Origin of the sequence: Tenacibaculum litoreum (assembly GCF_964513915.1) — a bacterium.
In the GTDB taxonomy this organism is placed as follows: domain Bacteria; phylum Bacteroidota; class Bacteroidia; order Flavobacteriales; family Flavobacteriaceae; genus Polaribacter; species Polaribacter litoreum.
This window is the reverse complement of the sequence record NZ_CAZEQS010000003.1, coordinates 56156-81552: the sequence shown is the minus strand read 5'-3', so window position 1 is coordinate 81552 and position 25397 is coordinate 56156. Positions and strand designations below refer to the sequence as shown.

Sequence of the window (25397 nt, the reverse complement as noted above, 5' to 3'; positions counted from 1 at the left end):
TACTAAAATTGATAGACTCTAATATATCTTAGTTTGTTACCCTCTTTTAGAATTTTTCTAAAAATTCACTTCTCTTATATTTGGAATCATCTCTTCATATTCTGTTTACTTTTTAACTAATCAAAGTCAAAAAACAGAACTCTAATACTCTGCTACATTATTAGTGTAAGAAAGTAAAAGAAAGACTATCAATAATAAGCTTTTCTTTATGTTCTCAATATTTAGAGATTAATTTTTAGGTATTGAATGTACAGCTCTTTTTCTCTTGTCGGTAACTACTTCTCCATCCATGTAAAATTGCCATTTGCCATCTCTTTTACCATTTTTATACATTCCTTTTTCTTTTAAATCTCCTTTTAAATCGTAGTACTTCCCTTCTCCTTCTAATTTTCCGTCAACATAATACACTTCTTCAATTACTATGCCTGCCTCAGTAAAAATTTTAGATAGCCCATTTTTCTTGCCATCTTTATAAATACTTTCTTCAGTTAACTTCCCATTTCTATAATAGTTTTTTAAAACTCCGTCTAATTTACCATCAGTATATTCTTCTTCTGAAAAAAGTTTTCCATCAGAAAAATAATACATCCATTTTCCTACTCGCTTTTTTCCTATCATCCACCCTTTTGTTTTTACTTTTCCTTTCGGCGTAAAAAACTGTACAAAGGCACTATCTGACTTTGCTGAAAACTCCTTAGTCATAGATGGTATTCCATAAGAGTTAGGTTCGTAAAAATTAAATACCCCTACCTCTTTTCCATTTTTAAATTCGCCTGAATATCTTATTTTGTTTTTATTATCGTCATAATACTTTTTCCAAACTCCATGTCTGTTTCCATTAGCATCAAATTGGTTTATTTTTTGTGCTTGAGTAGCTGTTATAAAAAATACCGATAACAAAAGTGCTGTTGAAAATATCCTTTTTATATTTATCATGCTATAATTTCTTTTACATTTCAAATTTACATAAACCATACCAATATGAGTCTTGATTTTTTAATTTCTGTGTTAGAAAATGTTGATAATCCTGCTAGAGTAAACAGAAATAATGCTGCAAATATTGTATTGACACAACCTGAATTGATAAAATATTTAGTTGACATTACTTTTGATATTGATAATAAACTATCTATTAAAGCTGCTTGGGTGCTGGAATGGATTTGTACACATAATGGAATTGAATATATTATTCCTTATTTGACTGTTTTTACAAACAATATATCTAGAGTACACTTTGACAGTGCTGTAAGGCCATGTGCTAAAATTTGTGAGCATTTAGCAATTGCTTTTGCTTCAAAAGCAACAAATAAAATAAAAGAACAGTTAACAGAAACCAATATCGATTTAATTATAGAAACTGGATTTGATTGGTTAATTACTGATCAAAAAATAGCCGTTAAAGCCTACACCATGAGCACTTTGTTTTTATTTGGTTTACAAAAAGATTGGGTTCATCCTGAGTTAGAGCATATTATTCGTACTAAAGTAATTCATGAAAGTAAAGGTTGTAAAGCTAGAGGAAAGAAAATATTGGAGTTGATTAAGAAAAATAAAAACCAGAAACAATTATAAAACCTCAGAAGAAAAAATCTCCTGAGGTTCTTTATTATTTTACAAGCAACTAAATAGTTATAGTTTATTTTATTACCATGCCCATCCTTTAGTAGATGAAACCTGATCGTTCCAAGATTTTCTCCAGAACCACCAACCTGACATAGTATACCATTTAAGGTTAGCTACTCCAAAACCTGATGGACCTGTTGATTGATAAAAGCCTATAACTTTTCCTCCATAACAAGAATGTTGATATAAATACACCAAAGCTCTTCTATTCCATGGCTTTTTTACAATTAAAGAAGATAATTGATCGTTATAACCACTTCCTACCCAATAATCTCGGTAATAATATCGGTTCGTTCTACTCATACCACTCATATATGTATTGTAATATATATGCTTATAGAAGTAAAAATTACCTGAGCCATAAATGTCATAATCACTACACCCTTTAGATGCTTTTCCTTCTGTAGCTACTTGATCTCCTGGAAATTCTTCTGCCACTTTTGAAGCATACTCTTGTAAGTCTTCTCCATTATTAAAAACTTTAACTTGAATATCTGTACTTCCTTCTTTTTGATTATCAAAGAATAATGATTTTGGAGCTCTTTCTTCATCCCCAAAGATTTCTTGAGCAAGATCTACATCTCCATCTGCTTTCAATACTTCTCCACTTTCTTCATCATATACATAAGATACCTTAAATTGCTTTCCGTAATAATCGTACGTGTGGTTAATAATTACTGTACCTTCTTTTGCTAATTGTACTTCTTCTTTTTTCGATTCATTTTCAATTATATCTTCGCTTTGACAGCTAAAAAGCAATGTAAAACACATCACGGCCATCCATAAAAAATTTTGTTTTTTCATTTTTTCTTATTTTTTTGAGATTCTTAGTCTTTACTAAGAATTCATTCGTTTGATTAGTTAGTTTTTTAATTTTTTACAGGTATTAAAACCTCTCCGTTTTTAAAACGAGAATAATCTACAACGTATTTACCTGCTTGTAAAGTAATATTAGTTTTACCTAATTCCTTTACAATATCATCTCTTAGTGATACGTCTTCTGAAATAATGAAGTCTTCTTCTTCTAAACTTCTTGAGAACACCAATCGTAATGATTCACCTTCATTTCTGAATGCTATCACACCATTATCTTCATCGTTATTTCCTTCCATAAGTTTCGAGAAAGTTTCTTTTACTTCTTCTGATGAGCCTGAACTTGCATTTCCATATACAAGTATGTCGCCATAGTCGTTTTTAAAACATACTCCAGGACCTGTAGTACATGTTCCTCTACTAAAACGCCAATCCATAACATATACCCATGGTGCGTAATAGGCTCGAGCTTGTTTTACCTCTAAGTTTTTGTTGTTTAACAGTTCATTTGTAGTGTCTTCTTTTTGACATGCTTGTAGCATCATAAAAGCGACGCCTACAAATACAAAGTTTTGTAGTTGTTTCATAAAATAATAGTTTTCGGGGTTAATTATAGCTTCAAATATACAGGAGCTTTACAAGCTAAGCATCAGGCGAATAGTTGTTTATACCACAGGAAAAACACCCTTTAAGTAAACCAATAAATGTTACGTACTAAACGGTTACTATGATTCGTAAACTACTCCAATTTATTTCCTTTATAAATCAAGTGTTTATTCCTTTTAAAAATACAGTCGTTAACCTAAAAATCTTCTTCCCTTTCGGTTATAGTTTTGCTAACGTTATAAATCAAATTAAAAAATTATGTTGAAAAAAATTTTAAAGTTAAGTGGTGTTCAAAAACTAAACAGTTTAACTCAAAAAGAAATTTCAGGAGGAGGGTCTTTTGGTGGTTATTTAGATGGAGTAGACACAACAACAGATCCTGACAGATTTCCTTCTGATCCAGTAACACCAAGTTGGAAGTGGAGATGTCATAATCAAACTAGTAATGGTAATACACCTACCTTTTTTTATTCTTACACAGATTTAAGCTATCGTGGCTACATTTGTTATCCTTTATAACTAGATAAGAATTATAAAAGCAAGCCTAACTGCTTGCTTTTATTTATTTAATACCTTTTAAGCTCGTAGGTTTTCGATATCCTTGGAAAGGCTGTTTTAGCAACTCTTTTAAACTTGAGTTTTTTACTTCATCTGGAAATGTATCTACTCCGTAAACAATTTTTTCACGATCTAATTCCATGTACGTTCCTAATAATCGGTCCCAAATAGAAAAGATATTTCCATAGTTGGAATCAGTATAAGGTAATAAGTTATGATGATGCACTTTATGCATATCTGGTGAAACAATAACATAACTTAATACTTTATCTAATTTTTTAGGCATTTTTATATTGGCATGAGTTAGTTGTGTAAACACTAACGACATAGATTGGTACAACATGATTATACCTATTGGCGTTCCAACTAAAAAAACACCTACTAAAGTAAATGTAAAACGGATAACACTCTCTATTGGGTGATGTCGGTTTGCTGTGGTGGTATCTACCTTATGATCTGAATGATGTACTAAATGTACCATCCACAAAGGTTTCACTTTATGTTCTACTAAATGTGCTAAATAAGCTCCGAAAAAGTCTAAAAATAACACACCTAACAATACGTACAACCATAATGGCATTTCAGGAAGCCAGTTAATCAATCCAAAATTATTTGCTTGCACCCAATCGGCTGTTTTTAATAATAAAAAGGCCAATGCAAAATTAATGATTATCGTAGTTGCTGTAAAAAATAAGTTAGGCCATGCATGTTTCCATTTATTGTATTTAAAACTAAACAATGGTACAGCACCTTCCAATAACCAAAAAAAAGTAATTCCACCAACTAAAATAATACTTCTATGAATAGAAGGAATAGTTTCAAAATAATGTATAAGGGTTTCCAATGTGTAATATTTTTTCTAAAAGTAAGAATTTTTGATTATAGTTATCATTACAGATTTGTTCATCTTTGAAAATACAATCAGAAAAGTAAATTTCTCTAAAGCAAGCCTAAGGAGCATTTAATGGAATTACATTTCAAAACTTTAATCATTTACTAATAAGGTAACCCTTTAAGTACTTATAATGTTTTTTTTGAAAGTTTACTCACAAATTACTGCCGAATCTTTAGTAATAACAGTACCTCTATTTTCTAAGTCGCATATTTTTTGTGGTATAGTAATTAATAAGTTATCTTGTAAAAACAACTGTTCTAATTCTTTCAAATTTCCTATTTGAATAGGTACACTTTCTAACTGATTATCTTGAAAGTATAATCCTTTTAAGTTACTTAAGTTCCCTATCTGCTCTGGAACCTCAGATAGTTGATTATTTCCTAAGTATAAAAATTCTAATTTAGTAAGGTTTTCAATTTCTGATGAAATAACAGTAAGCTTATTAGAAAATAAATGTAAAAATGTTAATTCTGATAACATAAACACCTCATCAGGGACGCTTTCTATTTGATTTGAAGACAAACTTAGTTTTGTTAATTTAGTTAAGTCTTTAATTGAATTTGGTATTTGTGTTATTTGATTACGTCCAAGGTTTAGGTCTATTAAGTTAGATAGATTACTTATACTTTCTGGTATTTCTATTAATAAATTATTAAACATATGTAATCTTTCCAAAGCTTTCATATCCCCTATTTCTTCAGGTAAACTTTCTATTTTATTTAAAGAAGCTTGTAGAATTTTTAATTTAGTAAGATTACCAATACTTTCTGGTAGAATTTGTATTTCATTTCTAGAAATGTTTAAATTCGTTAAATTAATTAACTCTCCTACTTCAACAGGAAGAGTATTAATATTATTATCATACAAGCTTAAATTTGTTAAATTTACTAAGCTTCCTATTTCGGCAGGAAGCGTTTGAATATGGTTATCATTAAAACTTAATGTTTCTAAATGAGTTAAATATTGAATCTCTGCTGGAATTGTTTTTAAATTAACATTGCGAAAATCTAATTCAACTACATAGCCTTCATCATCAACAACTAAACGACTCCATGTACTTATATCTTCATTATCAAAATTCCAATCTAAATAATTGCTTGGATTAGCATTGAAAATAGCCATTAATGCTTCTCTTTGTGTTAGAGGAACTGTTTCAACAATAACACTATAATTTGCAGTAGTTTGATTTTGAGAAGTAACGGTATACGTAACTGGATTTGTAAAATCTATTGTTCCTTCAGGAGAAAAAATTGCATGTTCAGATACTTGAAGGGTAGGTATCAAAGCTGTTATGGTTGTTCCAAATGGCACTGTCGCTTTAATAGTTTTATCATCTTCATTAATTTGGGCTGTAATATCTGAAGTTAAAGCAATATTATTTTGTGATTTAAATATAAAACTCAGAATCATATTCTCATTACTAAGAATAGGATCATCGTCTTTTTTACTACAAGAGTTTAAAAAGAATCCGGATAAGATAACAGGTACTAAAATAAATTTTATGTGTTTTAGCATATTATAAAAATTAATTATAATCAAATATTAGGCTAAATAATAAAATCTTGACAACTCTAAAATTATCTCCAGATAAGTTCTATGTGTTTTTTACAAGAGCTTATTTTCCCGATCTTTTTTGAAGGTGCTTTTCTTTACTATATTGCTGAGGAGTCATATTTAAATAACTAGCAATGTATTTATCAGGAGTGCTCTTTAACATCAAATTTGATCGTACTACCATTTCATGAAAAAGTTGAAATCTTTTTGATGGACTTCTGTATTGCAGCAAGCTCATCCTATTCTCTCTATCCAGCAAAATAGATTCATGAACTTTATACATAACATAAGCCATTTCGGTCCACTTTTTTGAAAGTATTTCAATATCTTTCTTCTCTATAGATAGTATTTCGACATCTGTAATAGCTTCCTGAATTTCTACAGAAGGAGTTCCTTCTATATAACTTTTAAGACTGTTAAATGATAAACCCTGTGGTGAAATGTTAGATGTAATAGGAATATCTTCATCATAAACAAACTGATGAACTACACCTTTGGCTACAATATTGGATTTAAATTCTACGTCTCCTTCTTTTAAAATGATTTCACCTTTAGCGTATTTTCTTTTTTTAAAATACTTTATTAACTCCAAAAAGAAATCATCACTTATTGGGCCGGCAAACTGTATATAATCATATACTAATTGACAATCTGAATCAGATATGGTTTTAATCAAAATAATGAATTTATGTTTCCAAAGGATAATACTCTTCCCAAAATAAGAAAAATTACTAAAATCTTAAGTGAGGTGAAGCGAAAACGTATCAACTATATTAAGTTTTATTCTTTTTAGAACTTCCCGATTGTGGTAATCTTCTTTTCAACTCCTCTACTATCCTGTAAGTTGCAGGACAAACCTCGGTATTCTTAATTGTTAAATCTGCTATTTGTATAAACTTTTTGCGATTAGTGTGCGGATATTCAGAACATGCCTTAGGACGCACATCATAAATAAAACACGTATTATCTGATTCATCTAAAAAAGTACACGGAGCAGATTGTAAGACCATGAAATTATCTTCATCTCGCTGTAAATATTGATTGGTAAAGTCGATCACCTTCATTTTTAAATGCTTTGCAATGCGCTCTATATCTTTTTCAGTGAAGATTGGTGAAGTCGTTTTACAACAATTCGCACATTCTAAACAGTCGGTACGTTCAAATTCTTCGTCATGCAATTCTTGCATCAATAAATCTAAACGTTTAGGTGTACGCCTTTTTAATCGTTGAAAATACTTTTTATTTTCTTGTAAAGCGTCTTTGGCTAATTTTGGTAAGTTTTCAAGGTCTTTATCCATGGCACAAAGGTACGAAAGCACCTTTGAAGTCATACATTATTCTGCCTTAAAAAATCATAAGGCAAATCGTGGGAAGAAAAAATTAAAAACACTAATTTTGTGCGACAATTAAAAAGAACCAATGAATATTCAATCGTTAATAGAAACGAAAGTAAAAGAAGGATTTTTAGCCTTGTATGATGTAGAAATTCCAAATGTTGAATTTCAAGCAACCCGTAAAGATTTCGAAGGTGACATTACTGTTGTTGTCTTCCCATTACTACGGTACAAAAAAGGAAATCCTGTTCAAATTGGTGAAGATTTAGGAAAGTATTTGGTTGAAAATATCAACGAAATTACTAGCTACAATGTAGTCAAAGGTTTTTTAAACTTAGTAGTTGACGATTCTTTCTACGTAAACTTTTTTAATCAAATAGCTACGAATTCAACTTATGGTTTTGTGAAAGAAGATGATACGGATGCACGTATGGTAGAGTATTCTTCTCCTAACACCAACAAACCTTTACACTTAGGGCATGTTCGTAATGTGTTATTAGGATATTCGGTTGCTGAAATTTTAAAAGCTGCGGGACATAAAGTTTACAAAACACAAATTATCAACGATCGTGGTATCCATATTTGTAAGTCAATGTTGGCTTGGCAAAAATTTGGAAATGGTGAAACTCCTGAATCAACTGGATTAAAAGGAGATAAATTAGTTGGTAATTACTACGTAAAATTCGATCAAGAGTATAAAAAAGAAATAGCTGAATTAGTTGCCAAAGGAATTTCTGAAGATGACGCTAAGAAGCAAGCTCTACTTTTTGTTGAGGCACAAGAAATGTTGCGTAAGTGGGAAGCTGGAGATAAAGAAGTTGTGACTCTTTGGGAAATGATGAATGGATGGGTATACAAAGGTTTCGACGTTACTTATGAAAACATCGGAGTTAACTTTGACAAATTATACTACGAAAGCAATACCTATTTATTAGGAAAAGATGTTATTGAAGAAGGACTTAAAAATGATGTTTTCTTCAAAAAAGAAGACGGTTCTGTTTGGTGTGACTTAACTGACGAAGGACTAGATGAAAAACTAGTGTTACGTTCTGACGGAACAGCAGTGTATATGACCCAAGATATTGGGACTGCTATTCAACGTTCAAAAGATTTTCCTGATGTAAACGGAATGGTATATACCGTAGGTAACGAACAAGATTACCACTTTAAAGTATTGTTCTTAATCTTACAAAAATTAGGGTACTCTTGGGCGAAACAATTATTCCATTTAAGTTATGGAATGGTCGATTTACCTTCTGGGAAAATGAAGTCTCGTGAGGGAACGGTAGTTGACGCTGACGATTTAATGGACGAAATGACCAATACCGCTCGTGAAATTTCACAAGAGTTGGGTAAGTTAGAAGGTTACTCAACCGAAGAAAAAGAGGATTTATATAAAATTATCGGATTAGGAGCTTTAAAATACTTTATTTTAAAGGTAGACCCTAAAAAGAGAATTTTGTTTGATCCGCAAGCATCGGTAGATTTTCAAGGAAATACAGGTCCGTTTGTACAATATACCTATGCAAGAATTCAGTCTATCATACGTAAAGCTGATTTTGACTATTCAACACCTGTATCAGTAGAATTACACGAGAAAGAGAAAGAATTGATCAAACAATTAGAATTGTACCCTGAAGTAATTCAGCAAGCGGCGAGTAATTATTCACCAGCTGTGATAGCTAATTACACTTATGATTTAGTAAAAGAGTTCAACTCATTCTATCAAAACGTATCAATTTTAGGAGAAGAAAATCAAGATAAAAAAGTATTTAGAGTTCAGTTGTCTAAAAAAGTAGCTGACACTATAAAATCTGCATTCAAATTATTAGGAATTCAAGTTCCTGAAAGAATGTAAAAAATTAACAAACAACAAGTAAAAAGTAAACAACATGAAATACGACGTACTAATAATCGGAAGCGGTCCTGGAGGTTATGTAACTGCAATTAGAGCCTCTCAATTAGGATTTAAAACCGCTGTAGTAGAGAAAGAAAACTTAGGTGGAATTTGCTTAAACTGGGGATGTATTCCTACCAAAGCATTATTAAAATCTGCGCAAGTTTATGATTATTTAAAACATGTTGATGAGTACGGTTTAAAAGCAGAAGCTATCGATAAAGATTTTGAAGCTGTGATTAAACGTAGTCGTGGTGTTGCTGAAGGAATGAGCAAGGGTGTTCAGTTCTTAATGAAGAAAAATAAAATTGATATCATCGATGGTTTTGGTAAGGTGAAACCAGGGAAAAAAGTAGATGTTACTGATAAAGATGGTAAAGTTACTGAGTATTCAGCAGACAATATTATTATTGCTACTGGAGCTCGTTCTCGTGAGTTACCTAGTTTACCACAAGATGGCAAAAAAGTAATCGGTTACCGTGAAGCAATGAGCTTACCAACACAACCAAAATCGATGATTGTTGTAGGTTCTGGTGCTATTGGAGTTGAATTTGCACACTTCTATAACTCAATGGGAACGGATGTAACTGTGGTTGAGTTTATGCCTACAATTGTTCCTGTAGAAGATAAAGATGTTTCTAAACAAATGGAGCGTTCTTTCAAAAAAGCAGGAATTAAAGTAATGACAAGTTCTTCTGTTGAGTCTGTTGATACTTCTGGTGATGGAGTAAAAGCGACTGTAAAAACTAAAAAAGGAGAAGAAATTTTAGAAGCAGACATCGTATTATCTGCAGTTGGAATTAAAACAAACATTGAAAACATCGGTTTAGAAGATGTTGGAATTATTACTGATAGAGATAAAATCTTAGTAAACGATTGGTATCAAACAAATATTCCTGGATACTATGCCATTGGAGATGTAACTCCTGGTCCAGCATTAGCACACGTTGCTTCTGCGGAAGGAATTACTTGTGTAGAAAAAATCGCGGGACTACATACTGAAGCTATCGACTACGGAAACATTCCTGGTTGTACCTATGCTACTCCTGAAATTGCTTCTGTTGGTTTAACAGAAGACCAAGCTAAAGAAGCTGGTTACGAATTAAAGATTGGTAAATTCCCGTTCTCTGCCTCAGGTAAAGCAAAAGCTGCTGGTACTCCTGACGGATTTGTGAAAGTTATTTTTGATGCTAAGTATGGTGAATGGTTAGGATGTCACATGATTGGTGCTGGTGTTACCGATATGATTGCTGAAGCTGTTTTAGGTCGTAAATTAGAAACTACTGGTCATGAAGTATTAAAAGCTATCCACCCTCACCCAACTATGAGTGAAGCGGTTATGGAAGCTGTAGCTGATGCTTATGATGAAGTAATTCACTTATAAGATTCAAAAGTTTTATATATAATCATAGCCTCGTCTTTTTGACGAGGTTTTTTTATATTTGAATATGAAAAAAATATTTACACTATTCGTTTTATTATGCTGTTTTTATTCTTGTAAAACAGAAGAAAAGAAAGCACCTGTAAACCCACTAACAGTTCCTTTTAACGAACGTCCAACTCCTCAACTTCCCAATAACAACAATAGTTCTGTTAATATTGTTGGAGGCGCACATTATATATGTCCTAAAAAATGTGATGGAGGAACTTCAAGTGTTCAAGGTACCGCTTGTCCTGTTTGTAAAACTCCTCTTGCTCATAACCAAGGATTTCATAATACTCAAAATAAAAATTCTAATTCACCAATATCAACACCTGTAGCTCCAACTACTTCTAGTGGACCAAATGCTGCAGGGCAATATCACTATACCTGTACTAATGGTTGTGCTGGTGGAGGAGATTCCGCTGGAAAGTGTAACAGTTGTAATGGAGATTTAGCACATAATGCTGCTTTTCATAATTAAAAAAGTACGTAATTTCCTTACTCTTATTACGGTTTTTAATCAAGTTCCTTGACCTCTATGATATAAATTTGTTTCACAATAAAAATTTACACTTATGTTAAGAAATATTTTAAAAGTAGGAACTATTTTAAAGAAAGAAGAGCAAAAATCAGTAAAAGGAGGAAATGACATGCAAGAATGTTCTTTAGGAGATCGTTGTCCTAGTGGATCTCAATTTCCTTCTGACTGCCTTCCAGCTGTTGACTTTTGTTGCGTTAATGGTTTTTATGAAATATGTAGTTAATAGAAACGACTATTAATTTATATAAAGTTTCAAAAAGGATTATCATAAGAACATATAAAAGTTCGTGAACCTCACTAAATTGGTGAGGTTTCTTTTTTAAAAATATGTAATTTCCTTACTTATATTACGCTTTTTTAAAAACCTAGTAAAAAGCAATTACATAAATTTATATCAACTTTAAAATTTATGATTATGATTAAAAACATTTCAAACATGGGTTCAGTATTAAATGTATCTGAGCAAAAATCTATTACTGGTGGGTTTACTAGTATATGTCCTAGAGAGGGTTTAGTCTGTAACAGTCAATATCCTTTACCTGTAAATTGTATTACTGATGTTCCATATTGCTGTGTTGATGGCTACTTTGAAAAATGTTACTAAGCTAAAAACATAAATGTAAAGGGCTTTACTAGTTTGGTAAGGTCTTTTTATATTTAAGTAAATGAATTACATTACCTCAACCAAATATTTACCTACTTAATAACAAAAACCGCAAAAAACTATAAATTAATCAATAAAAAACAGATTGTTTTACATTTTCGGCACAATAATTGTTGTTAAGAAAACTTTAACACAATTCGCTATACTATGAAAAACTATCTACAAAACAGTTTTACATTGAGGGGACAATTGTTATAGAAAAAGAAAAAACTCGAAGCTGCTAACTTCGAGTTTTATTTTATAAAATATTAGATAACAAATTTATCTGATTAACTTCTTGTATTTAATTCGTTTAGGCATTAAATCACCTCCTAAACGCTTCTTTTTATTTTCTTCATAATCAGAGAAAGAACCTTCAAAGAAATATACTTGACTATCTCCTTCAAAAGCTAAGATATGTGTACAAATACGATCTAAGAACCATCTATCATGTGATATTACAACAGCACATCCTGCAAAATTTTCTAAACCTTCTTCTAAAGCTCGTAAAGTATTTACATCTAAATCATTCGTAGGCTCATCTAATAACAATACGTTTCCTTCTTCTTTTAACGTCATTGCTAAATGTAATCGGTTACGCTCTCCTCCCGATAACGTTGCTACTTTTTTATTTTGCTCATTTCCTGAGAAGTTAAAACGACTTAAGTAAGCTCTAGAGTTTACTTGCTTTCCTCCCATCATCACTAAATCTTGACCTTCAGAGAAATTTTCCCAAATTGATTTTTCAGGATCAATATTTGAATGCGATTGATCTACATACGCAATTTTAGCAGTTTCACCTACTGTAAAACTTCCAGCATCAGGAGTTTCTTCTCCCATAATCATTCTGAAAATAGTAGTTTTACCCGCTCCATTTGGACCAATAATTCCTACGATTCCAGCTTGTGGAAGATTGAACTCTAAGTTTTCGTATAATAATTTATCTCCGTATGCTTTAGAAACACCTGTAGCTTCAATTACATTGGTTCCCAAACGTGGACCATTCGGAATGTAAATTTCTAATTTTTCTTCCGTCTGCTTTTGGTCTTGACTCATTAACTTTTCATAGTTCTTCAAACGAGCTTTTTGCTTTGTTTGACGACCTTTAGCTCCTTGACGAACCCATTCTAACTCTCGTTCTAAGGTCTTTTGACGCTTAGAAGCAGTTTTACTTTCTTGTGCTAAACGTTTTGATTTTTGATCTAACCAAGAAGAATAATTTCCTTTCCATGGAATACCTTCTCCTCTATCCAATTCTAAAATCCAACCTGCAACATTATCTAAGAAATAACGGTCGTGCGTTACTGCGATTACCGTTCCTTTATATTGTGCTAAATGATGCTCTAACCAGTGTACAGATTCTGCATCTAAGTGGTTGGTAGGCTCATCTAATAATAAAATTTCTGGCTCTTGTAATAATAAACGACATAATGCTACACGACGGCGCTCTCCTCCAGATAATACTCCAATCTTCTTATCTCCTTCAGGTGTACGTAACGCATCCATAGCTATTTCTAACTTGGTATCTAATTCCCAAGCGTTAGAAGCGTCAATTTTGTCTTGTAGTTCAGCTTGACGCGCCATTAACTTATCCATTTTATCTGGATCAGAATACACTTCTTCTAATCCAAACATGTCGTTTATCTTGTTGTATTCATCTAAAATAGCTACCGTTTCAGCTACTCCTTCTTTAACAACTTCTAAAACAGTTTTGTTTTCGTCTAACTGTGGTTCTTGTTCTAAATATCCAACCTTATAACCTGGTGAGAATGTAACATCTCCTTGGTAATTTTTTTCTACTCCTGCTATAATTTTTAATAAAGTAGATTTACCCGAACCATTTAAACCTAAAATACCAATTTTAGCTCCATAAAAGAAACTTAAATAGATATCTTTAAGAACTTGCTTTCCTGTACTTTGATAGGTCTTAGAGACCTTATTCATTGAAAAAATGACTTTTTTATCGTCGCTCATTTCTCTATATTTTCTTTAATTAAACTCTACCTTTTAAGGCATTAAACACCCATGCATTTGCAAAAAAACCTAAACCAACAGCTCCAAATCCATACCCTGCTATTTCATCATATTTAAATACTGCTAATCCAATAAGTAAAATCCCCATTAATACCATTATAAGCGTTGCCCAACCTAGGACAGTGTTTTTGTTCATTGCCATAATTTACTTTTTTCAATAAAATGTGAGCTACAAATATCGGTAATTATTTAGACTTATTCACTGTAGTTTTTCGTATAAAAAAGTCTTGCGTTGGCAAGACTTCCTTAGTGATTTTAAATTTATATCCATACTAGAGTTCAGCAGCTAACCTACTTCCTTGGTTAATGGCTCTCTTTGCATCTAATTCTGCCGCAATATCTGCACCTCCAATTACATGAACTTTCATTCCTTTGGCTTCTAACGGCTCTAATAATTCTTTAAACGGAACTTGTCCTGCACAAATAATTACATTATCTACTGGTAATACTTTTGGTTCTTCATTTTGAACATAGTGCAAACCTTCATCATCTATTTTTGTGTACTGAACTTCATTAATGAACTGTACTTTTTTTCTTTTTAATACTGAACGATGAATCCACCCTGTAGTTTTACCTAATTTTCCTCCAAACTTTCCAGAACTACGTTTGAACATAAATATTTCTCTTGGTGAAGGATGAATTTTAGGAGCAACTCCTTCTATTCCAGCACGCGCCTCTAATGTTTTATCAATTCCCCACTCTTCTAACCAAGCATCTACATTTAAAGAAGTACTTTCTCCTTCGTGAGCTAAGTATTCCGAAACATCAAAACCAATTCCTCCTGCTCCAATAACCGCAACACGTTTACCAACTGGCTTCTTTAATTTTACAACATCAATGTAACTCAATACTTTTTCATGTTCAACTCCATCAATTCTAGGAGTTCTAGGCGTAATTCCTGTCGCTAAAATAACCTCATCAAAATTACCATTATATAAATCTTCTGCAGAAACCCTTGTGTTTAACTTTACATTTACCTTGTGTAATTCTAATTGTTTATTAAAGTAACGAATGGTTTCGTAAAACTCTTCTTTTCCTGGAATCTGTTTTGCAATATTAAACTGACCTCCAGTTTCTTTATCTGCATCAAATAAGGTTACATCATGACCTCTTTGAGCTGCTACCGTTGAAGCTGCTAAACCAGCTGGTCCTGCTCCTACAACTGCTATTTTCTTCTTTTTTGAAGTCGGATTGTAATTAAGTTCTGTTTCATGACATGCTCTTGGATTTACCAAGCAGCTTGCCACTTTCTTTTGAAAAGCATGGTCTAAACAAGCTTGGTTACAAGCTATACAAGTGTTTATTTCATCTACTCTTTCTTCTTTTGCTTTGTTTACCCATTCTGGATCAGCTAAAAATGGACGTGCCATTGAAATCATATCTGCATGCCCTTCTGCCAAAACTTTTTCAGCAGTATCCGGCATATTTATTCGATTAGAAGTAACTAATGGAATAGATAATTCTTCTTTCATTTTTTTAGTTACCCAAGTAAATGCAGCTCTAGGTACTGAAGTTGCAATAGTAGGAATTCTTGCTTCGTGCCAACCAATACCTGTGTTGATAATAGTAGCCCCAGCTTTCTCTATTTCTTTTCCTAATTGTACTACTTCTTCCCAAGAACTTCCTTGCTCTACTAAATCTAACATCGATAAACGATAGATAATAATAAAATTCTCTCCAACAGCTTCTCTAATTTTACGAACTAATTCTACTGCTAAACGAATTCTGTTTTCATACTTCCCTCCATAATCATCAGTTCTTTTATTAGTTCTTGTTACTATAAACTGATTGATTAAATATCCTTCAGATCCCATGATTTCTACACCATCATATCCTGCCTCTTGTGATAATTTAGCACAGTTAACAAAGTCTTTTACTGTTCTTCGTATTCCTGATTGCTTTAAGGCAAACGGTTTGAAAGGTGTTATTGGTGACTTAATTTTTGAAGGCGCCACGTTAAATGGATGGTATCCATAACGTCCAGAATGTAAAATCTGCATACATATTTTACCTCCTTCTTTATGAACAGCTTCCGTAACTATTTTATGCTCACGTGCGTGTTTTTTTGTACTCATGCGAGCAGAAAAAGGCGCTGTCCACCCTTGAATATTAGGAGCTATTCCTCCTGTAACAATCAAACCTACTCCTCCACGCGCACGTTCTGCATAATAAGCAGCGATTCGCTCTATTCCATTTTTTTCTTCTTCTAAACCAGTATGCATAGAGCCCATTAATATTCGGTTTTTTAAAGTGGTAAAACCTAAATCTAATGGCTCAAAAATATGTTTGTATTTCATTGTTGTATTTTTATAAAATATTATGCACGCATAACAAAATGCAAGATACATATTTTTATAATATGTTTTTAATATAAAAAGACCTCATACTTTATGCATAAGGTCTTATAAATTCTTTAGTTATTATTTTACCACCAAATGATTATAATTAAGCCATTTGAGCATATTATAATGATGATAATTCTAACTTTAGTTCCATCATTTAGTTCAGCTTCAAACTTATAAACTGGTTGCCTTTGATACTCATGTGGTACCTGTATTACATTACCATCCTCCATTCTGTGTTCCGCTAAACCAATACCTGAAAATTCATCTTTTACGATACGGTAACTTTTTAAATCTTCTTTTTTAAGATTTCCTTTTTCTAAAAATAAGTCTAAGGTAGGTTCTTTTACTCCTTCTGGATTCATTGGGTATTCATCCGCTCTAACTACTCCGTAGTCTTCGTGATAATCTAATCTTAAATCTTCTGCTGATTTTGCAGTTTTAGTATCTACTGCTTCTGTTTGTGCTTCATCTCGTAGAAGAGTTTCCTCGTTTTGACATGATGTAAATACCATAAAAAAGATACTTACAAACATTAGGGTTTTTAAAGTCTTCATAAAATTTAGTTTGGGTTAATTAATCAACCCAAATATATCTTACCTTTATTTAGAAACTCTTAGGCAAAAGGTTATTTATAACATAAGGTAAACACCTTAATTTTATAAGTGGAATAACTCTTTTTATATACAATTCTTTTCCTTCAAATAAAAACCCGAAGATATTCTCTTAGAGTTATGTAATTATCGCACTATTTTTAATTTTTGAATCATTTCTGGAGAAAGTGAGTCTGCATAAACTCCATAAGCATCAACTAAAACTCCTTTAACGCCTGTTTTGGTTTGAATTGCATATACGACAGAGTTGTCTCCTGCACTACTCATTCCTTCAAAGCGATATACTTCTACTACTTCAAAGAAATTTGGTGAGAAAATTTCCCGAGTATTCTTGCTCTCTATTTCATTTTCTTTCAAATTAAAATCAAGAGTAAATCCTCTTTTTTGTAAATCTTTTAATGCTTCTGAAAGTGTATCATATGTGTACATAACTTCTATAGTTTCACTTTCTTAAAAGGTACAATATTTAAACTAGATTTCCTATTTATTTATCTATAAACACAAAATCTATTGTCTAATTTTATCAAGTAAATCACTAAGTTGCGTAGCTTCTTCTTCTGTCAAGTTTTCAATAAAATCTAAATGCAACTTATCATCTATTGCTTTTAATAACTTTTTTCCTTGTTGCGTAATGCTTATGTAAACTACTCTTCTATCATGTTCGCATCTTTCACGATCTATTAAATTCTTCTCACATAATTTATCCATTAACCTAGTGGCATTTGGAGCTCGCTCAATCATTCTATCTTTTATCGTTTGAACTTTTATAGCTTCTTTTGCCCCTCTTAAAATACGAAGAATATTAAATTGTTGTGGTGAAATACTATACTGCTTAAAAAACTCATTTTCTTGACTGTTTATCCAATTAGCAGTGTATTTAATATTTATAAACGCTTTAATTTTATTATTTGGAAACTTTGAATTAATGTCTTTTGAAATATCTCCCATTGTTTTGGTTATTAGCTGTTAGCTACTAGCCTTTTGTTTAAAAAAGATTACCCTTTTAACTTTAAGTCTTGCATTAATTTGTTAAAAGTATCTGATGATGGCGTTAAGTACACTTCATCATCAACAAATAGCGTTGGATACTTTACTTGACCATCATACAGTTCTTTAGTATGTTCCTTTGCTTCGTTATCAACAGAAACATCTTTGTATTCAAATGGAACTTCTGCAGATTTTAGAAAGTTTTTATATGCAACTGTATGTGCATGTCCTTTTCTACCGTATAAAACTATCTTCATTTTAACCTCCTTATTTTGAGTGCAAAAATACAAAATACACATTTATATACCAAGGAATATAAACTCTTTACAAATACTGAAAAGGAATTTTATTTACGCTAAAACGTCTGAATATTCAAGCTTTTTATCAAAAACTGATTTAGCAAATGGGCATAATGGAAGTATTTTGATATTTTTATTTCTAGCAAACTCTACTGAAGCTGCTACCAACTTATATCCCGCTCCTTTTCCTCTTAAAGCATCACCTACTTCAGTATGATCTATAATTAATTTATCCTTACCTGCCCAAGTATACGTCATCAAAGCAACTCTATTTCCTTCAATTTCAATATAGAACTCTCCTTTTTTATCGTTATCCTCTTGCTCAACTTTCATCTTTATCCTTTAAACTCAACTTTTACATGTGTGCCATCACAATATGGTTTATTATGAGAAGCTCCACACCTGCAAAAAGCAGTTGTTTTGTTTTTCTTTTCCGTTGAGCCGTCTGGATTGGTTACATGCAAAGTTCCGTAAATTAATAAAGGCCCATCTTCTAATGCTTCTACCTTAGTTTCTGTGTGAGCTGCTGCTTCATTACCTTCTCTTTTTGAAATGTATGATAAAGCTCCTGAAGGGCATTCTTCTACTTGCTTTTTAATTCTTTCTGTAGTTGCTCCGTCCATGTTAATCCAAGGTCTATTCTGTGGATTAAAAACCTGTATCAAGCCTTTCCAACATTTTTTTGAATGGATACACATGTTTGGTTTCCAAACTACAGTAATATCGTCATTACTATATTTTTTTACAATTTCCTTTGCTTCTGACATAATATTAAATTTTATGTTTATACTGCTTTTTGGAAAGTTGCAACTGCTTCTTTTATTTTTTTATTAAACTCCTCATTTACAACCCTTCCGTCATTAAAGTTATCATAAAATTTTGGTAAAGAAAAATCTGCTATAACATTTGCTCCCATATGGGGAAAACCATTTTTAGCTATTGCCATTGACGACGCACCTCCTCTACCTCCAGGAGAGGTTGATAATAATAACATTGGTTTATTATGCCATACCTTTTGTTCTATACGCGACATCCAGTCTATAATATTCTTAAAAGCTACCGTAAAATTACCATTATGTTCTGCTAACGATACGGCTATTCCATCTGCTTCTTTAATTTTTTCTAGAAATTTTGCTGCATTTTCTGGTATGCCTTCTTCCATTTCTTTATCAATTCCATAAATAGGTAATGGATAATCATTTAAATCTAATACCGAAACTTCTGCTTCATCTAATAACCCAGAGGCATATGTTACTAATTGTTTGTTTATTGATTTTTTACTATTACTACCCGCAAAAGCGATTATTTTTTTCATCTATGTTGTTATTTTTGAATCAATTTCTGTTTCACCTTTCACCATTTTAGCTACTGGACATTTACCTGCTATTTCTAATAGTTTAGTACGTTGTTCATCTGTAACTTCTTTTTCGAATGAAATTTCTTCTACTAATGATTTTTTAATTCCTTCTGGAGTTAATTGTTCTTTTTGACTAACATTTACAGTAACTTTTCCTAAGTCCCACCCTTTTCTCTCTGCATACATTCTCAAAGTAATAGACACACAACCGCCAATTGCAGTTAGTAAATATTCGACTGGAGTAGGCCCATTATCATCCCCTCCTTTATCCAAAGGTTCATCAATAACGGCAAAATGATTTCTCATTTTGCCTTCTGCTAAATAATTTCGATCAGTTAAAGTAACTGTTGCTGTTGGATTATTGCTCATTATATTTTTTTACTATAAATATACGAAACTATTAATAGTACCATTGCTATTACAGCTCCTGTTTGTTCTCCATCACCAATCATAAAATGAGCAAAAAAAGCTAGAATAAATGCAAAGAAAAAACCTGCATATGCCCATTCATTTATAAACTTACCTCTAAAAAACCATAACGCTACTAAACCTAATAGCTTGGCCACTGCATAGGGATAAATAATATAGGTAGGATACCCAAATGCTGTAAACATTTTAGCTACTTCTGCATGGTTAAAAAAATACATTCCAGCTGAAAAAAACATTAATAATGTTAATAACCCTGTAGCTACATAAAAAATAATTTTATCTCTTTTCATTTTTATTTGTTGTTAAAATTCACTCACAAATATATAAAAAACTTAATTAATTTCCATGGTATATATTATCTAGGTGTTTATTATAGTTAAAAGGGTTGCTTCAAATTAAAAAAACATATATATTTGCACTTATATAAGCACTTATGTTTATTACAAATGGATGCACTTAAAGGATTAGGAGAAATTGGATTAGGTTCTAGGTTAAAAAGAACCAGTGAATATATGATGCGTGAAACACAATTGGTGTACGATGAGTTTAATATTGATTTTGACCCTTACCTATTTCCTACTTTTAAAATTATAAAAAACAAAGATGGAGTTACCAATACTGAGATTACCAATAGTTTAAAAACATCTCAACCCGCCACTACTCAAGCTATTAATAAACTTTTAAAAAAAGGACTTATCACCCTTAAAGAAGACAAGTTAGATAAAAGAAAAAAAGTTGTTTTTGTTTCTAATAAAGGAAAGCAATTCATAGAAAATGTAACTCCTATATGGAACAGTATTGAACAAACTATTAAAGAGTACACAAATATAAAGTCTGAATCACTAACCGAACTTATAAATGAATTAGAGGCTAAGTTCAATGAAAAATCTTTCAGCAAAGCTATTATAGAACACATAAAAATGAATACAACGCAAAACGCATTGGTAATTACCACATTTAAAGAAGAATATTGTACTTCTTTTTATGATTTGAATATTGAATGGTTACAAACATTTTTCTACGTAGAACCTTATGACGAAGAGGTTTTAAGTAACCCTCATAAGTATATTATTGACAAAGGAGGACACATTTTCTTTGCTAAATTAGATAATGAAGTTTTAGGTACTGTTGCTTTAATGCCTATGAATGAACCTAATGTTTATGAATTAACTAAAATGGCTGTTTCACCAAAACATAGAGGTTACAAAATAGGACAACAACTTATGCAACATTGTATTGATTTTGCAAAAGATAAACAGTTTGATAAATTAGTTTTATACTCAAATACTAAACTTGAAAACGCTATTTACATTTATAGAAAATTTGGTTTTTTAGAAATCTCTGTTGAGGAAGGTTGTCCTTATGAACGTTGCAATATTAAAATGGAATTAAAAACAAAGTCTTGATAATTTAAGATATGAAAACAACTCAAACAATCAATATCCTACAGGAAGCTGAAAAATTGAAAAATTACTTTTCTCCTAAAATAATTTCAGAAGTTAACAATGAATATGTTAAGCTTGCAAAAATTAAAGGAGAAGATATTCCATGGCATAATCACGAAAATGAAGATGAGCTTTTTTATATTATTGATGGTAATCTTTTAATGGAAATTGAAAACCAACCTAGTTTTACGATGAAAACAGGAGATTTATACGTAGTTCCTAAAGGTGTAAATCACAGAGTTAGTTCTTCGGAAGAGTGTTTAATTATGCTTATTGAAACAAAATCTACCAAACATACTGGTAACATAATAACTCCAATTACAAAATCTATTGATAATCAAAAATATTAAATATCATCATAAGAAACATACATTAATCTTTATCAAAATTATAACAATTAAAAAAGGTAGTTACTTAGATAGTAACTACCTTTTTTAAAAGATATTACTTATTCCAATAAACCGAAGCTTGTCCGTATTGAAAATGAATTGGCACATGCGAAGGATCTTTTTGAAACATATACAGTTCATGAGGCGGTTTTTCAAATAACATAATAATATCTGAACCTCCAAATCTAAATTTACCAAACTCTTGGCCTTTGACTACTGTTTGTCCTTGTAATTCTGTGTACATATCTACACCAGAAACCTGACACATTCCTATTGGTAATATAGCAACCTTTCCTACTTCAGGACCTGCGTCCATAATTACTAATCCTCTGGCCTGTGAAAACTCATATCCGTTTTCACCACCATCAGGAGCATCAAATTGTCCATTAGATGCTGTTTCAACATTCAAATACACTTTTCCTTGCACTGGAAGAATCTCTAAAATTTTTCCACTAACTGGTGTATGAAAACGATGATAATCAAAAGGACTTAAAAAATAATGAATAAATGTACCTCCATAAAAACTTTCTCCATACTTACTGTACTCCAACAACTCATCTACACTACCAATAGTATGTGTTCCTTTCAATGTAATTTTATCTACATTCCCCTTTTTATCAATTGGATAATATGCTTTAAAAGTACAATCTGCAGGAGAAACAATAGTTGTATTATCATTTGGATCCGCTATGGGACGTAAAGGAGAAATTCCTGTTTTAGGATCCGAATTGTTAAATTCTCTGTAAAAAAATTGATTGAACGTTTTCCATTTACTTTCATTTTTTGAATACAAAGGAAAGTTATAAACACTTTCTCCTTGAGCATTTTTATCATCTTTAAACGATTGTAGCGTTTCCTTTGTTAAAGAAGCTTCCGTATCTAAGAAAGTTCCCCAAGCATTTGCAAAACTCACTAACCAATCAGCAAACTCAGGATAACTCTGCATCGTATTTCCTTCTGAATCTGCTTGGTCTATCAACCAATAGGATTGACAAAGTAAATCGTATACTTTTTGATTGTATCCATTTTTAGTTCCATCACTTGTCCAAGCATTAGGATATTCTGAATCTCTACTTTCATTTGGAATCATTTGTACATAAAGATCTAAGTAATCATAATATGCAGCTACGGTTTCTGGCCATCCTTTTCCTTTAAATTCTTTATCAATTGCTTTATAAAGATCTTTATTTAAAGGTGGTATAGTTTTATCAGAACTTCCATTTTTTGATAATTCAACCGCTTTTTTTAATGACTCTCCAAGACTTTTTGCCATTGCTGGATTACCGTCTAAAATACTTCTCAGTTGTTCAACAACTGCTTTATGAGTTTCAATAGTTGTTGTTTCCATAATTAGTTAAGTTTTTAAATAATTCCTACTCTTTTATTAGAGGCTTTTCGGATACCACCCGTACAAATAAAAATTGATTTTAGGTTATTAAATATCTTGTCACAAATATTTGACATCCCTAAAATTCTGATAAAACAATTGTCATTAACTATGTTATCAGATTACTCTAATTTGAAGAATTAATCCATCAATCTCATAAAAAAAACCACAAACAACTGATTTTCAATCACAAAAGCAGTGAATCCCGTAATAAAAAACAGATCAATTGTACTTTATAATGGTATTAAAAACAATGTATGTAGTATTTGAAATTAATTATTTCTATAAAAAAACTCCACTTGTACAAGTGGAGTTTAACTTCAAAATAAAATTTACAACTGCTAATTATAAATTTATACTGTTAAATTAGTAAGTAAAATTCCCGCTATGTAAACAAACAATTGAAACAAACCAAACATAAACGGGAAGTTTACAAACAACTAAGATTTTTTATACAGCTACTGCACTTTCTTCTTCTAACCTTTTGTCTTTTGCTCCTGCTTCAAACTGATTAGAAGTATTCTTTTCTCCACTGGCTTTTAACGCTTTATCTCCTGCAAAAAATGTTTTATGATCGTCTCCTAAATCAGAACCAGCCATTCGTTGGTGTTTTACGCACGATACACCTTTTCTAATTTCTTGTCTTTGCACCCCTTTTACATATGCTAACATTCCATCTTCTCCGAAATAACCTTCTGTTAAATCATTCATATGTAACGCTGTTGTATGATATGTTGGTAAGGTAATTAAATGATGGAAAATACCTGCTTCTCTTGCTCCATCTATTTGGAATGTACGGATTTTCTCATCTGCTAATTGACAAAGTTGCGAACCATCGTATACCGCATCCATTAAATTATTTCTATCATACATTGAAACATCATATCCTTGTATTACCATTTCATCATATGCTTGATTACGGAAGTTTAATGTCCAGTTAAACGATGGTGAATTGTTGTATACCAATTTCGCATTAGGTACTACAGCTTTTACTCTATTTACCATATTTGCTATTTGCCCTACATGAGGTGTAGGCGTTTCAATCCATAGTAAATCGGCACCATTTTGTAAGCTTGTAATACAATCTAGTACTACCCTATCAATATTTGTTCCTTCTCTAAACTTATATAAACCGTTTGCTAAACGTACAGGACGCACTAATTTTCCATCACGTTTTAACAATACATCATCTTCTTTTGCTTCTTCAATTGTAATTTCTTCAGCTTCTACAAATGCTAAATATTGAGAGGCTAAATCTCCTGGTTCTTGACTTACTGGTAATTTTTGAGTTAATCCTGCTCCTTCCGAATCGGTTCTAGCTACAATAACTCCATCTTCTACACCTAACTCTAAAAAAGCATATCGAATTGCATTTAATTTTGCTGTAAAATCTTCATGTGGCACGGTTACTTTACCATCTTGATGTCCACACTGTTTAGCATCTGAAACTTGATTCTCTATCTGAATAGCACAAGCACCAGCCTGAATCATTTTTTTAGCTAACAAATAAGTAGCTTCTTCATTTCCAAAACCTGCATCAATATCAGCAATAATTGGAACTATATGTGTTTCGAAATTATCAATTTCACTCTGTACATCTTCTCCGTTTTCTAACCTTCTAAACAAATCATTCAACTCAATAGCGTCTGCTTGACGTAGAAAATCATAAATTTCTTCAATCAAAGACGGTACTGCTGTTTTTTCATGCATTGATTGATCTGGTAATGGACCAAACTCTGAACGCAATGCAGCTACCATCCATCCTGAAAGGTATAAATATCGTTTACTCGTTGTTTTGTGATGTTTCTTTACTGCAATCATTTTCTGTTGTGCCACGAATCCGTGCCAGCACCCCAATGATTGTGTATAATTAGATGAATCTGCATCGTAAGCTGCCATATCTTTTCGCATGATTGCAGCGGTATATCTAGCGATATCTAAACCTGTTTTAAAACGATTTTGCGCTACCATTCTAGCTGCATTTTCTGGAGAAACTGAGTTCCAAGTTGTCCCGTACTTTTTCTTTAATTCTTTTACAGTTTGTAAAGCAGAACTATAATTAGCGTGTGCTAAATTTTTCATAATTTTGTAATTGATAAGGTTATTAATTTTTATTGATAGCTTGCCCTCTTAAATGTTGCCGCATTTTTGGGGGCTTTTTCTCGATAATCGAGATTTAAATATTTTAAGTTTAGTCTTTAATTTAAATTGCTTTTCTCTACAAATA

Annotated in this window: 30 protein-coding genes; 9 read left to right on the top strand and 21 right to left on the bottom strand. The window is 31.7% G+C overall.

Annotated features, from left to right (window positions below):
• Positions 1 to 228 precede the first annotated feature (228 nt).
• Entirely contained in the window at positions 229 to 936 is a 708-nt protein-coding gene (locus ACKTTR_RS06555) for a toxin-antitoxin system YwqK family antitoxin (protein WP_408027075.1), read from the bottom strand.
• A gap of 45 nt (positions 937 to 981) precedes the next feature.
• Between ACKTTR_RS06555 and ACKTTR_RS06550 the strand changes: the two genes are divergently transcribed.
• Entirely contained in the window at positions 982 to 1572 is a 591-nt protein-coding gene (locus tag ACKTTR_RS06550; RefSeq protein ID WP_408027074.1) for an adenylosuccinate lyase, read from the top strand.
• A 72-nt stretch (positions 1573 to 1644) separates the two neighbouring features.
• Here ACKTTR_RS06550 and ACKTTR_RS06545 read toward each other — a convergent pair whose 3' ends face one another.
• Positions 1645 to 2427 carry a hypothetical protein gene (locus tag ACKTTR_RS06545; protein ID WP_408027073.1) on the bottom strand — a complete coding sequence of 261 codons (783 nt, stop codon included), beginning with the start codon at positions 2425 to 2427 and terminating at the stop codon, positions 1645 to 1647.
• Between the two features lie 65 nt (positions 2428 to 2492).
• Positions 2493 to 3023, bottom strand: a complete 531-nt coding sequence (locus tag ACKTTR_RS06540; protein WP_408027072.1) for a hypothetical protein — start codon at positions 3021 to 3023, stop codon at positions 2493 to 2495.
• 277 nt (positions 3024 to 3300) lie between these two features.
• On the opposite strand from ACKTTR_RS06540, the gene ACKTTR_RS06535 reads away from it, so the two are divergent.
• Complete coding sequence (locus ACKTTR_RS06535) at positions 3301 to 3561, top strand: hypothetical protein (protein WP_099216210.1); 261 nt, start codon at positions 3301 to 3303, stop codon at positions 3559 to 3561.
• A 43-nt stretch (positions 3562 to 3604) separates the two neighbouring features.
• Here ACKTTR_RS06535 and ACKTTR_RS06530 read toward each other — a convergent pair whose 3' ends face one another.
• The 4 genes from ACKTTR_RS06530 to ACKTTR_RS06515 all read right to left on the bottom strand — a co-directional run bounded on the left by ACKTTR_RS06530 (position 3605) and on the right by ACKTTR_RS06515 (position 7347).
• Positions 3605 to 4444, bottom strand: a complete 840-nt coding sequence (locus tag ACKTTR_RS06530; RefSeq protein WP_408027071.1) for a sterol desaturase family protein — start codon at positions 4442 to 4444, stop codon at positions 3605 to 3607.
• 198 nt (positions 4445 to 4642) lie between these two features.
• Complete coding sequence (locus ACKTTR_RS06525) at positions 4643 to 6010, bottom strand: leucine-rich repeat domain-containing protein (protein ID WP_408027070.1); 1368 nt, start codon at positions 6008 to 6010, stop codon at positions 4643 to 4645.
• Positions 6011 to 6110: 100 nt separating this feature from the next.
• Positions 6111 to 6725, bottom strand: coding sequence for a Crp/Fnr family transcriptional regulator (locus ACKTTR_RS06520; RefSeq protein ID WP_099216213.1), 615 nt, complete (start codon positions 6723 to 6725; stop codon positions 6111 to 6113).
• Between the two features lie 97 nt (positions 6726 to 6822).
• A complete protein-coding gene (locus tag ACKTTR_RS06515; protein WP_408027069.1) occupies positions 6823 to 7347 on the bottom strand; it encodes a YkgJ family cysteine cluster protein in 525 nt (174 codons plus the stop codon).
• A gap of 121 nt (positions 7348 to 7468) precedes the next feature.
• Here ACKTTR_RS06515 and argS point away from each other — a divergent pair, with 121 nt between their 5' ends.
• The 5 genes from argS to ACKTTR_RS06490 all read left to right on the top strand — a co-directional run bounded on the left by argS (position 7469) and on the right by ACKTTR_RS06490 (position 11848).
• The gene (gene argS / locus ACKTTR_RS06510; RefSeq protein ID WP_408027068.1) at positions 7469 to 9241 is read left to right on the top strand and encodes an arginine--tRNA ligase; all 1773 of its coding nucleotides are present in this window, start codon (positions 7469 to 7471) and stop codon (positions 9239 to 9241) included.
• A gap of 34 nt (positions 9242 to 9275) precedes the next feature.
• Positions 9276 to 10664, top strand: coding sequence for a dihydrolipoyl dehydrogenase (gene lpdA / locus ACKTTR_RS06505; RefSeq protein WP_133535582.1), 1389 nt, complete (start codon positions 9276 to 9278; stop codon positions 10662 to 10664).
• Positions 10665 to 10728: 64 nt separating this feature from the next.
• Positions 10729 to 11184: a hypothetical protein gene (locus ACKTTR_RS06500; protein ID WP_408027067.1), complete on the top strand. Its 456-nt coding sequence runs from the start codon at positions 10729 to 10731 to the stop codon at positions 11182 to 11184.
• Between the two features lie 94 nt (positions 11185 to 11278).
• Positions 11279 to 11467, top strand: coding sequence for a hypothetical protein (locus ACKTTR_RS06495; RefSeq protein ID WP_408027066.1), 189 nt, complete (start codon positions 11279 to 11281; stop codon positions 11465 to 11467).
• 213 nt (positions 11468 to 11680) lie between these two features.
• Positions 11681 to 11848, top strand: coding sequence for a hypothetical protein (locus tag ACKTTR_RS06490; RefSeq protein WP_408027065.1), 168 nt, complete (start codon positions 11681 to 11683; stop codon positions 11846 to 11848).
• Positions 11849 to 12169: 321 nt separating this feature from the next.
• Here ACKTTR_RS06490 and ettA read toward each other — a convergent pair whose 3' ends face one another.
• The 12 genes from ettA to ACKTTR_RS06430 all read right to left on the bottom strand — a co-directional run bounded on the left by ettA (position 12170) and on the right by ACKTTR_RS06430 (position 20239).
• Positions 12170 to 13861: an energy-dependent translational throttle protein EttA gene (gene ettA, locus ACKTTR_RS06485; protein WP_408027064.1), complete on the bottom strand. Its 1692-nt coding sequence runs from the start codon at positions 13859 to 13861 to the stop codon at positions 12170 to 12172.
• A 19-nt stretch (positions 13862 to 13880) separates the two neighbouring features.
• The gene (locus ACKTTR_RS06480) at positions 13881 to 14057 is read right to left on the bottom strand and encodes a CAL67264 family membrane protein (protein ID WP_231128403.1); all 177 of its coding nucleotides are present in this window, start codon (positions 14055 to 14057) and stop codon (positions 13881 to 13883) included.
• Between the two features lie 136 nt (positions 14058 to 14193).
• Positions 14194 to 16218: an oxidoreductase gene (locus ACKTTR_RS06475; protein WP_408027063.1), complete on the bottom strand. Its 2025-nt coding sequence runs from the start codon at positions 16216 to 16218 to the stop codon at positions 14194 to 14196.
• A gap of 128 nt (positions 16219 to 16346) precedes the next feature.
• Positions 16347 to 16820 (bottom strand): hypothetical protein, encoded by a 474-nt coding sequence (locus ACKTTR_RS06470; RefSeq protein WP_408027062.1) that lies wholly within the window; start codon positions 16818 to 16820, stop codon positions 16347 to 16349.
• A 183-nt stretch (positions 16821 to 17003) separates the two neighbouring features.
• The gene (locus ACKTTR_RS06465; RefSeq protein WP_408027061.1) at positions 17004 to 17306 is read right to left on the bottom strand and encodes a phosphoribosylpyrophosphate synthetase; all 303 of its coding nucleotides are present in this window, start codon (positions 17304 to 17306) and stop codon (positions 17004 to 17006) included.
• A gap of 78 nt (positions 17307 to 17384) precedes the next feature.
• The gene (locus ACKTTR_RS06460; protein WP_408027060.1) at positions 17385 to 17825 is read right to left on the bottom strand and encodes a MarR family winged helix-turn-helix transcriptional regulator; all 441 of its coding nucleotides are present in this window, start codon (positions 17823 to 17825) and stop codon (positions 17385 to 17387) included.
• Between the two features lie 47 nt (positions 17826 to 17872).
• A complete protein-coding gene (locus ACKTTR_RS06455; protein ID WP_408027059.1) occupies positions 17873 to 18121 on the bottom strand; it encodes a glutaredoxin family protein in 249 nt (82 codons plus the stop codon).
• Between the two features lie 93 nt (positions 18122 to 18214).
• Positions 18215 to 18496: a GNAT family N-acetyltransferase gene (locus ACKTTR_RS06450; RefSeq protein ID WP_408027058.1), complete on the bottom strand. Its 282-nt coding sequence runs from the start codon at positions 18494 to 18496 to the stop codon at positions 18215 to 18217.
• A gap of 2 nt (positions 18497 to 18498) precedes the next feature.
• The gene (locus ACKTTR_RS06445) at positions 18499 to 18930 is read right to left on the bottom strand and encodes a (4Fe-4S)-binding protein (RefSeq protein ID WP_408027057.1); all 432 of its coding nucleotides are present in this window, start codon (positions 18928 to 18930) and stop codon (positions 18499 to 18501) included.
• Between the two features lie 17 nt (positions 18931 to 18947).
• Positions 18948 to 19478, bottom strand: a complete 531-nt coding sequence (locus tag ACKTTR_RS06440; RefSeq protein ID WP_408027056.1) for an NADPH-dependent FMN reductase — start codon at positions 19476 to 19478, stop codon at positions 18948 to 18950.
• Positions 19479 to 19889 carry an OsmC family protein gene (locus ACKTTR_RS06435; RefSeq protein WP_408027055.1) on the bottom strand — a complete coding sequence of 137 codons (411 nt, stop codon included), beginning with the start codon at positions 19887 to 19889 and terminating at the stop codon, positions 19479 to 19481.
• Entirely contained in the window at positions 19889 to 20239 is a 351-nt protein-coding gene (locus ACKTTR_RS06430) for a DoxX family protein (protein WP_408027054.1), read from the bottom strand. Before ACKTTR_RS06430 ends, ACKTTR_RS06435 begins: the two co-directional genes overlap by 1 nt.
• Positions 20240 to 20395: 156 nt before the next feature.
• Here ACKTTR_RS06430 and ACKTTR_RS06425 point away from each other — a divergent pair, with 156 nt between their 5' ends.
• The gene (locus ACKTTR_RS06425) at positions 20396 to 21355 is read left to right on the top strand and encodes a bifunctional helix-turn-helix transcriptional regulator/GNAT family N-acetyltransferase (RefSeq protein ID WP_408027053.1); all 960 of its coding nucleotides are present in this window, start codon (positions 20396 to 20398) and stop codon (positions 21353 to 21355) included.
• Between the two features lie 11 nt (positions 21356 to 21366).
• A complete protein-coding gene (locus ACKTTR_RS06420) occupies positions 21367 to 21744 on the top strand; it encodes a cupin domain-containing protein (protein WP_408027052.1) in 378 nt (125 codons plus the stop codon).
• Positions 21745 to 21838: 94 nt separating this feature from the next.
• On the opposite strand, the gene ACKTTR_RS06415 is transcribed toward ACKTTR_RS06420, so the two are convergent.
• Together ACKTTR_RS06415 and ACKTTR_RS06410 are read right to left on the bottom strand one after the other, a co-directional pair.
• Positions 21839 to 23131: a phosphatidylserine decarboxylase gene (locus ACKTTR_RS06415; RefSeq protein WP_408027051.1), complete on the bottom strand. Its 1293-nt coding sequence runs from the start codon at positions 23129 to 23131 to the stop codon at positions 21839 to 21841.
• A gap of 489 nt (positions 23132 to 23620) precedes the next feature.
• Positions 23621 to 25252 (bottom strand): isocitrate lyase, encoded by a 1632-nt coding sequence (locus tag ACKTTR_RS06410; RefSeq protein ID WP_408027050.1) that lies wholly within the window; start codon positions 25250 to 25252, stop codon positions 23621 to 23623.
• Between the last annotated feature and the right edge of the window lie 145 nt (positions 25253 to 25397).

Coding starts and splice junctions, on each gene's coding strand:
- ACKTTR_RS06555 (WP_408027075.1), bottom strand. CDS start 936: ATGATAAATATAAAAAGGATATTTTCAACAGCACTTTTGTTATCGGTA.
- ACKTTR_RS06550 (WP_408027074.1), top strand. CDS start 982: ATGAGTCTTGATTTTTTAATTTCTGTGTTAGAAAATGTTGATAATCCT.
- ACKTTR_RS06545 (WP_408027073.1), bottom strand. CDS start 2,427: ATGAAAAAACAAAATTTTTTATGGATGGCCGTGATGTGTTTTACATTG.
- ACKTTR_RS06540 (WP_408027072.1), bottom strand. CDS start 3,023: ATGAAACAACTACAAAACTTTGTATTTGTAGGCGTCGCTTTTATGATG.
- ACKTTR_RS06535 (WP_099216210.1), top strand. CDS start 3,301: ATGTTGAAAAAAATTTTAAAGTTAAGTGGTGTTCAAAAACTAAACAGT.
- ACKTTR_RS06525 (WP_408027070.1), bottom strand. CDS start 6,010: ATGCTAAAACACATAAAATTTATTTTAGTACCTGTTATCTTATCCGGA.
- ACKTTR_RS06515 (WP_408027069.1), bottom strand. CDS start 7,347: ATGGATAAAGACCTTGAAAACTTACCAAAATTAGCCAAAGACGCTTTA.
- argS (WP_408027068.1), top strand. CDS start 7,469: ATGAATATTCAATCGTTAATAGAAACGAAAGTAAAAGAAGGATTTTTA.
- lpdA (WP_133535582.1), top strand. CDS start 9,276: ATGAAATACGACGTACTAATAATCGGAAGCGGTCCTGGAGGTTATGTA.
- ACKTTR_RS06500 (WP_408027067.1), top strand. CDS start 10,729: ATGAAAAAAATATTTACACTATTCGTTTTATTATGCTGTTTTTATTCT.
- ACKTTR_RS06495 (WP_408027066.1), top strand. CDS start 11,279: ATGTTAAGAAATATTTTAAAAGTAGGAACTATTTTAAAGAAAGAAGAG.
- ACKTTR_RS06490 (WP_408027065.1), top strand. CDS start 11,681: ATGGGTTCAGTATTAAATGTATCTGAGCAAAAATCTATTACTGGTGGG.
- ettA (WP_408027064.1), bottom strand. CDS start 13,861: ATGAGCGACGATAAAAAAGTCATTTTTTCAATGAATAAGGTCTCTAAG.
- ACKTTR_RS06480 (WP_231128403.1), bottom strand. CDS start 14,057: ATGAACAAAAACACTGTCCTAGGTTGGGCAACGCTTATAATGGTATTA.
- ACKTTR_RS06475 (WP_408027063.1), bottom strand. CDS start 16,218: ATGAAATACAAACATATTTTTGAGCCATTAGATTTAGGTTTTACCACT.
- ACKTTR_RS06470 (WP_408027062.1), bottom strand. CDS start 16,820: ATGAAGACTTTAAAAACCCTAATGTTTGTAAGTATCTTTTTTATGGTA.
- ACKTTR_RS06465 (WP_408027061.1), bottom strand. CDS start 17,306: ATGTACACATATGATACACTTTCAGAAGCATTAAAAGATTTACAAAAA.
- ACKTTR_RS06460 (WP_408027060.1), bottom strand. CDS start 17,825: ATGGGAGATATTTCAAAAGACATTAATTCAAAGTTTCCAAATAATAAA.
- ACKTTR_RS06455 (WP_408027059.1), bottom strand. CDS start 18,121: ATGAAGATAGTTTTATACGGTAGAAAAGGACATGCACATACAGTTGCA.
- ACKTTR_RS06450 (WP_408027058.1), bottom strand. CDS start 18,496: ATGAAAGTTGAGCAAGAGGATAACGATAAAAAAGGAGAGTTCTATATT.
- ACKTTR_RS06445 (WP_408027057.1), bottom strand. CDS start 18,930: ATGTCAGAAGCAAAGGAAATTGTAAAAAAATATAGTAATGACGATATT.
- ACKTTR_RS06440 (WP_408027056.1), bottom strand. CDS start 19,478: ATGAAAAAAATAATCGCTTTTGCGGGTAGTAATAGTAAAAAATCAATA.
- ACKTTR_RS06435 (WP_408027055.1), bottom strand. CDS start 19,889: ATGAGCAATAATCCAACAGCAACAGTTACTTTAACTGATCGAAATTAT.
- ACKTTR_RS06430 (WP_408027054.1), bottom strand. CDS start 20,239: ATGAAAAGAGATAAAATTATTTTTTATGTAGCTACAGGGTTATTAACA.
- ACKTTR_RS06425 (WP_408027053.1), top strand. CDS start 20,396: ATGGATGCACTTAAAGGATTAGGAGAAATTGGATTAGGTTCTAGGTTA.
- ACKTTR_RS06420 (WP_408027052.1), top strand. CDS start 21,367: ATGAAAACAACTCAAACAATCAATATCCTACAGGAAGCTGAAAAATTG.
- ACKTTR_RS06415 (WP_408027051.1), bottom strand. CDS start 23,131: ATGGAAACAACAACTATTGAAACTCATAAAGCAGTTGTTGAACAACTG.
- ACKTTR_RS06410 (WP_408027050.1), bottom strand. CDS start 25,252: ATGAAAAATTTAGCACACGCTAATTATAGTTCTGCTTTACAAACTGTA.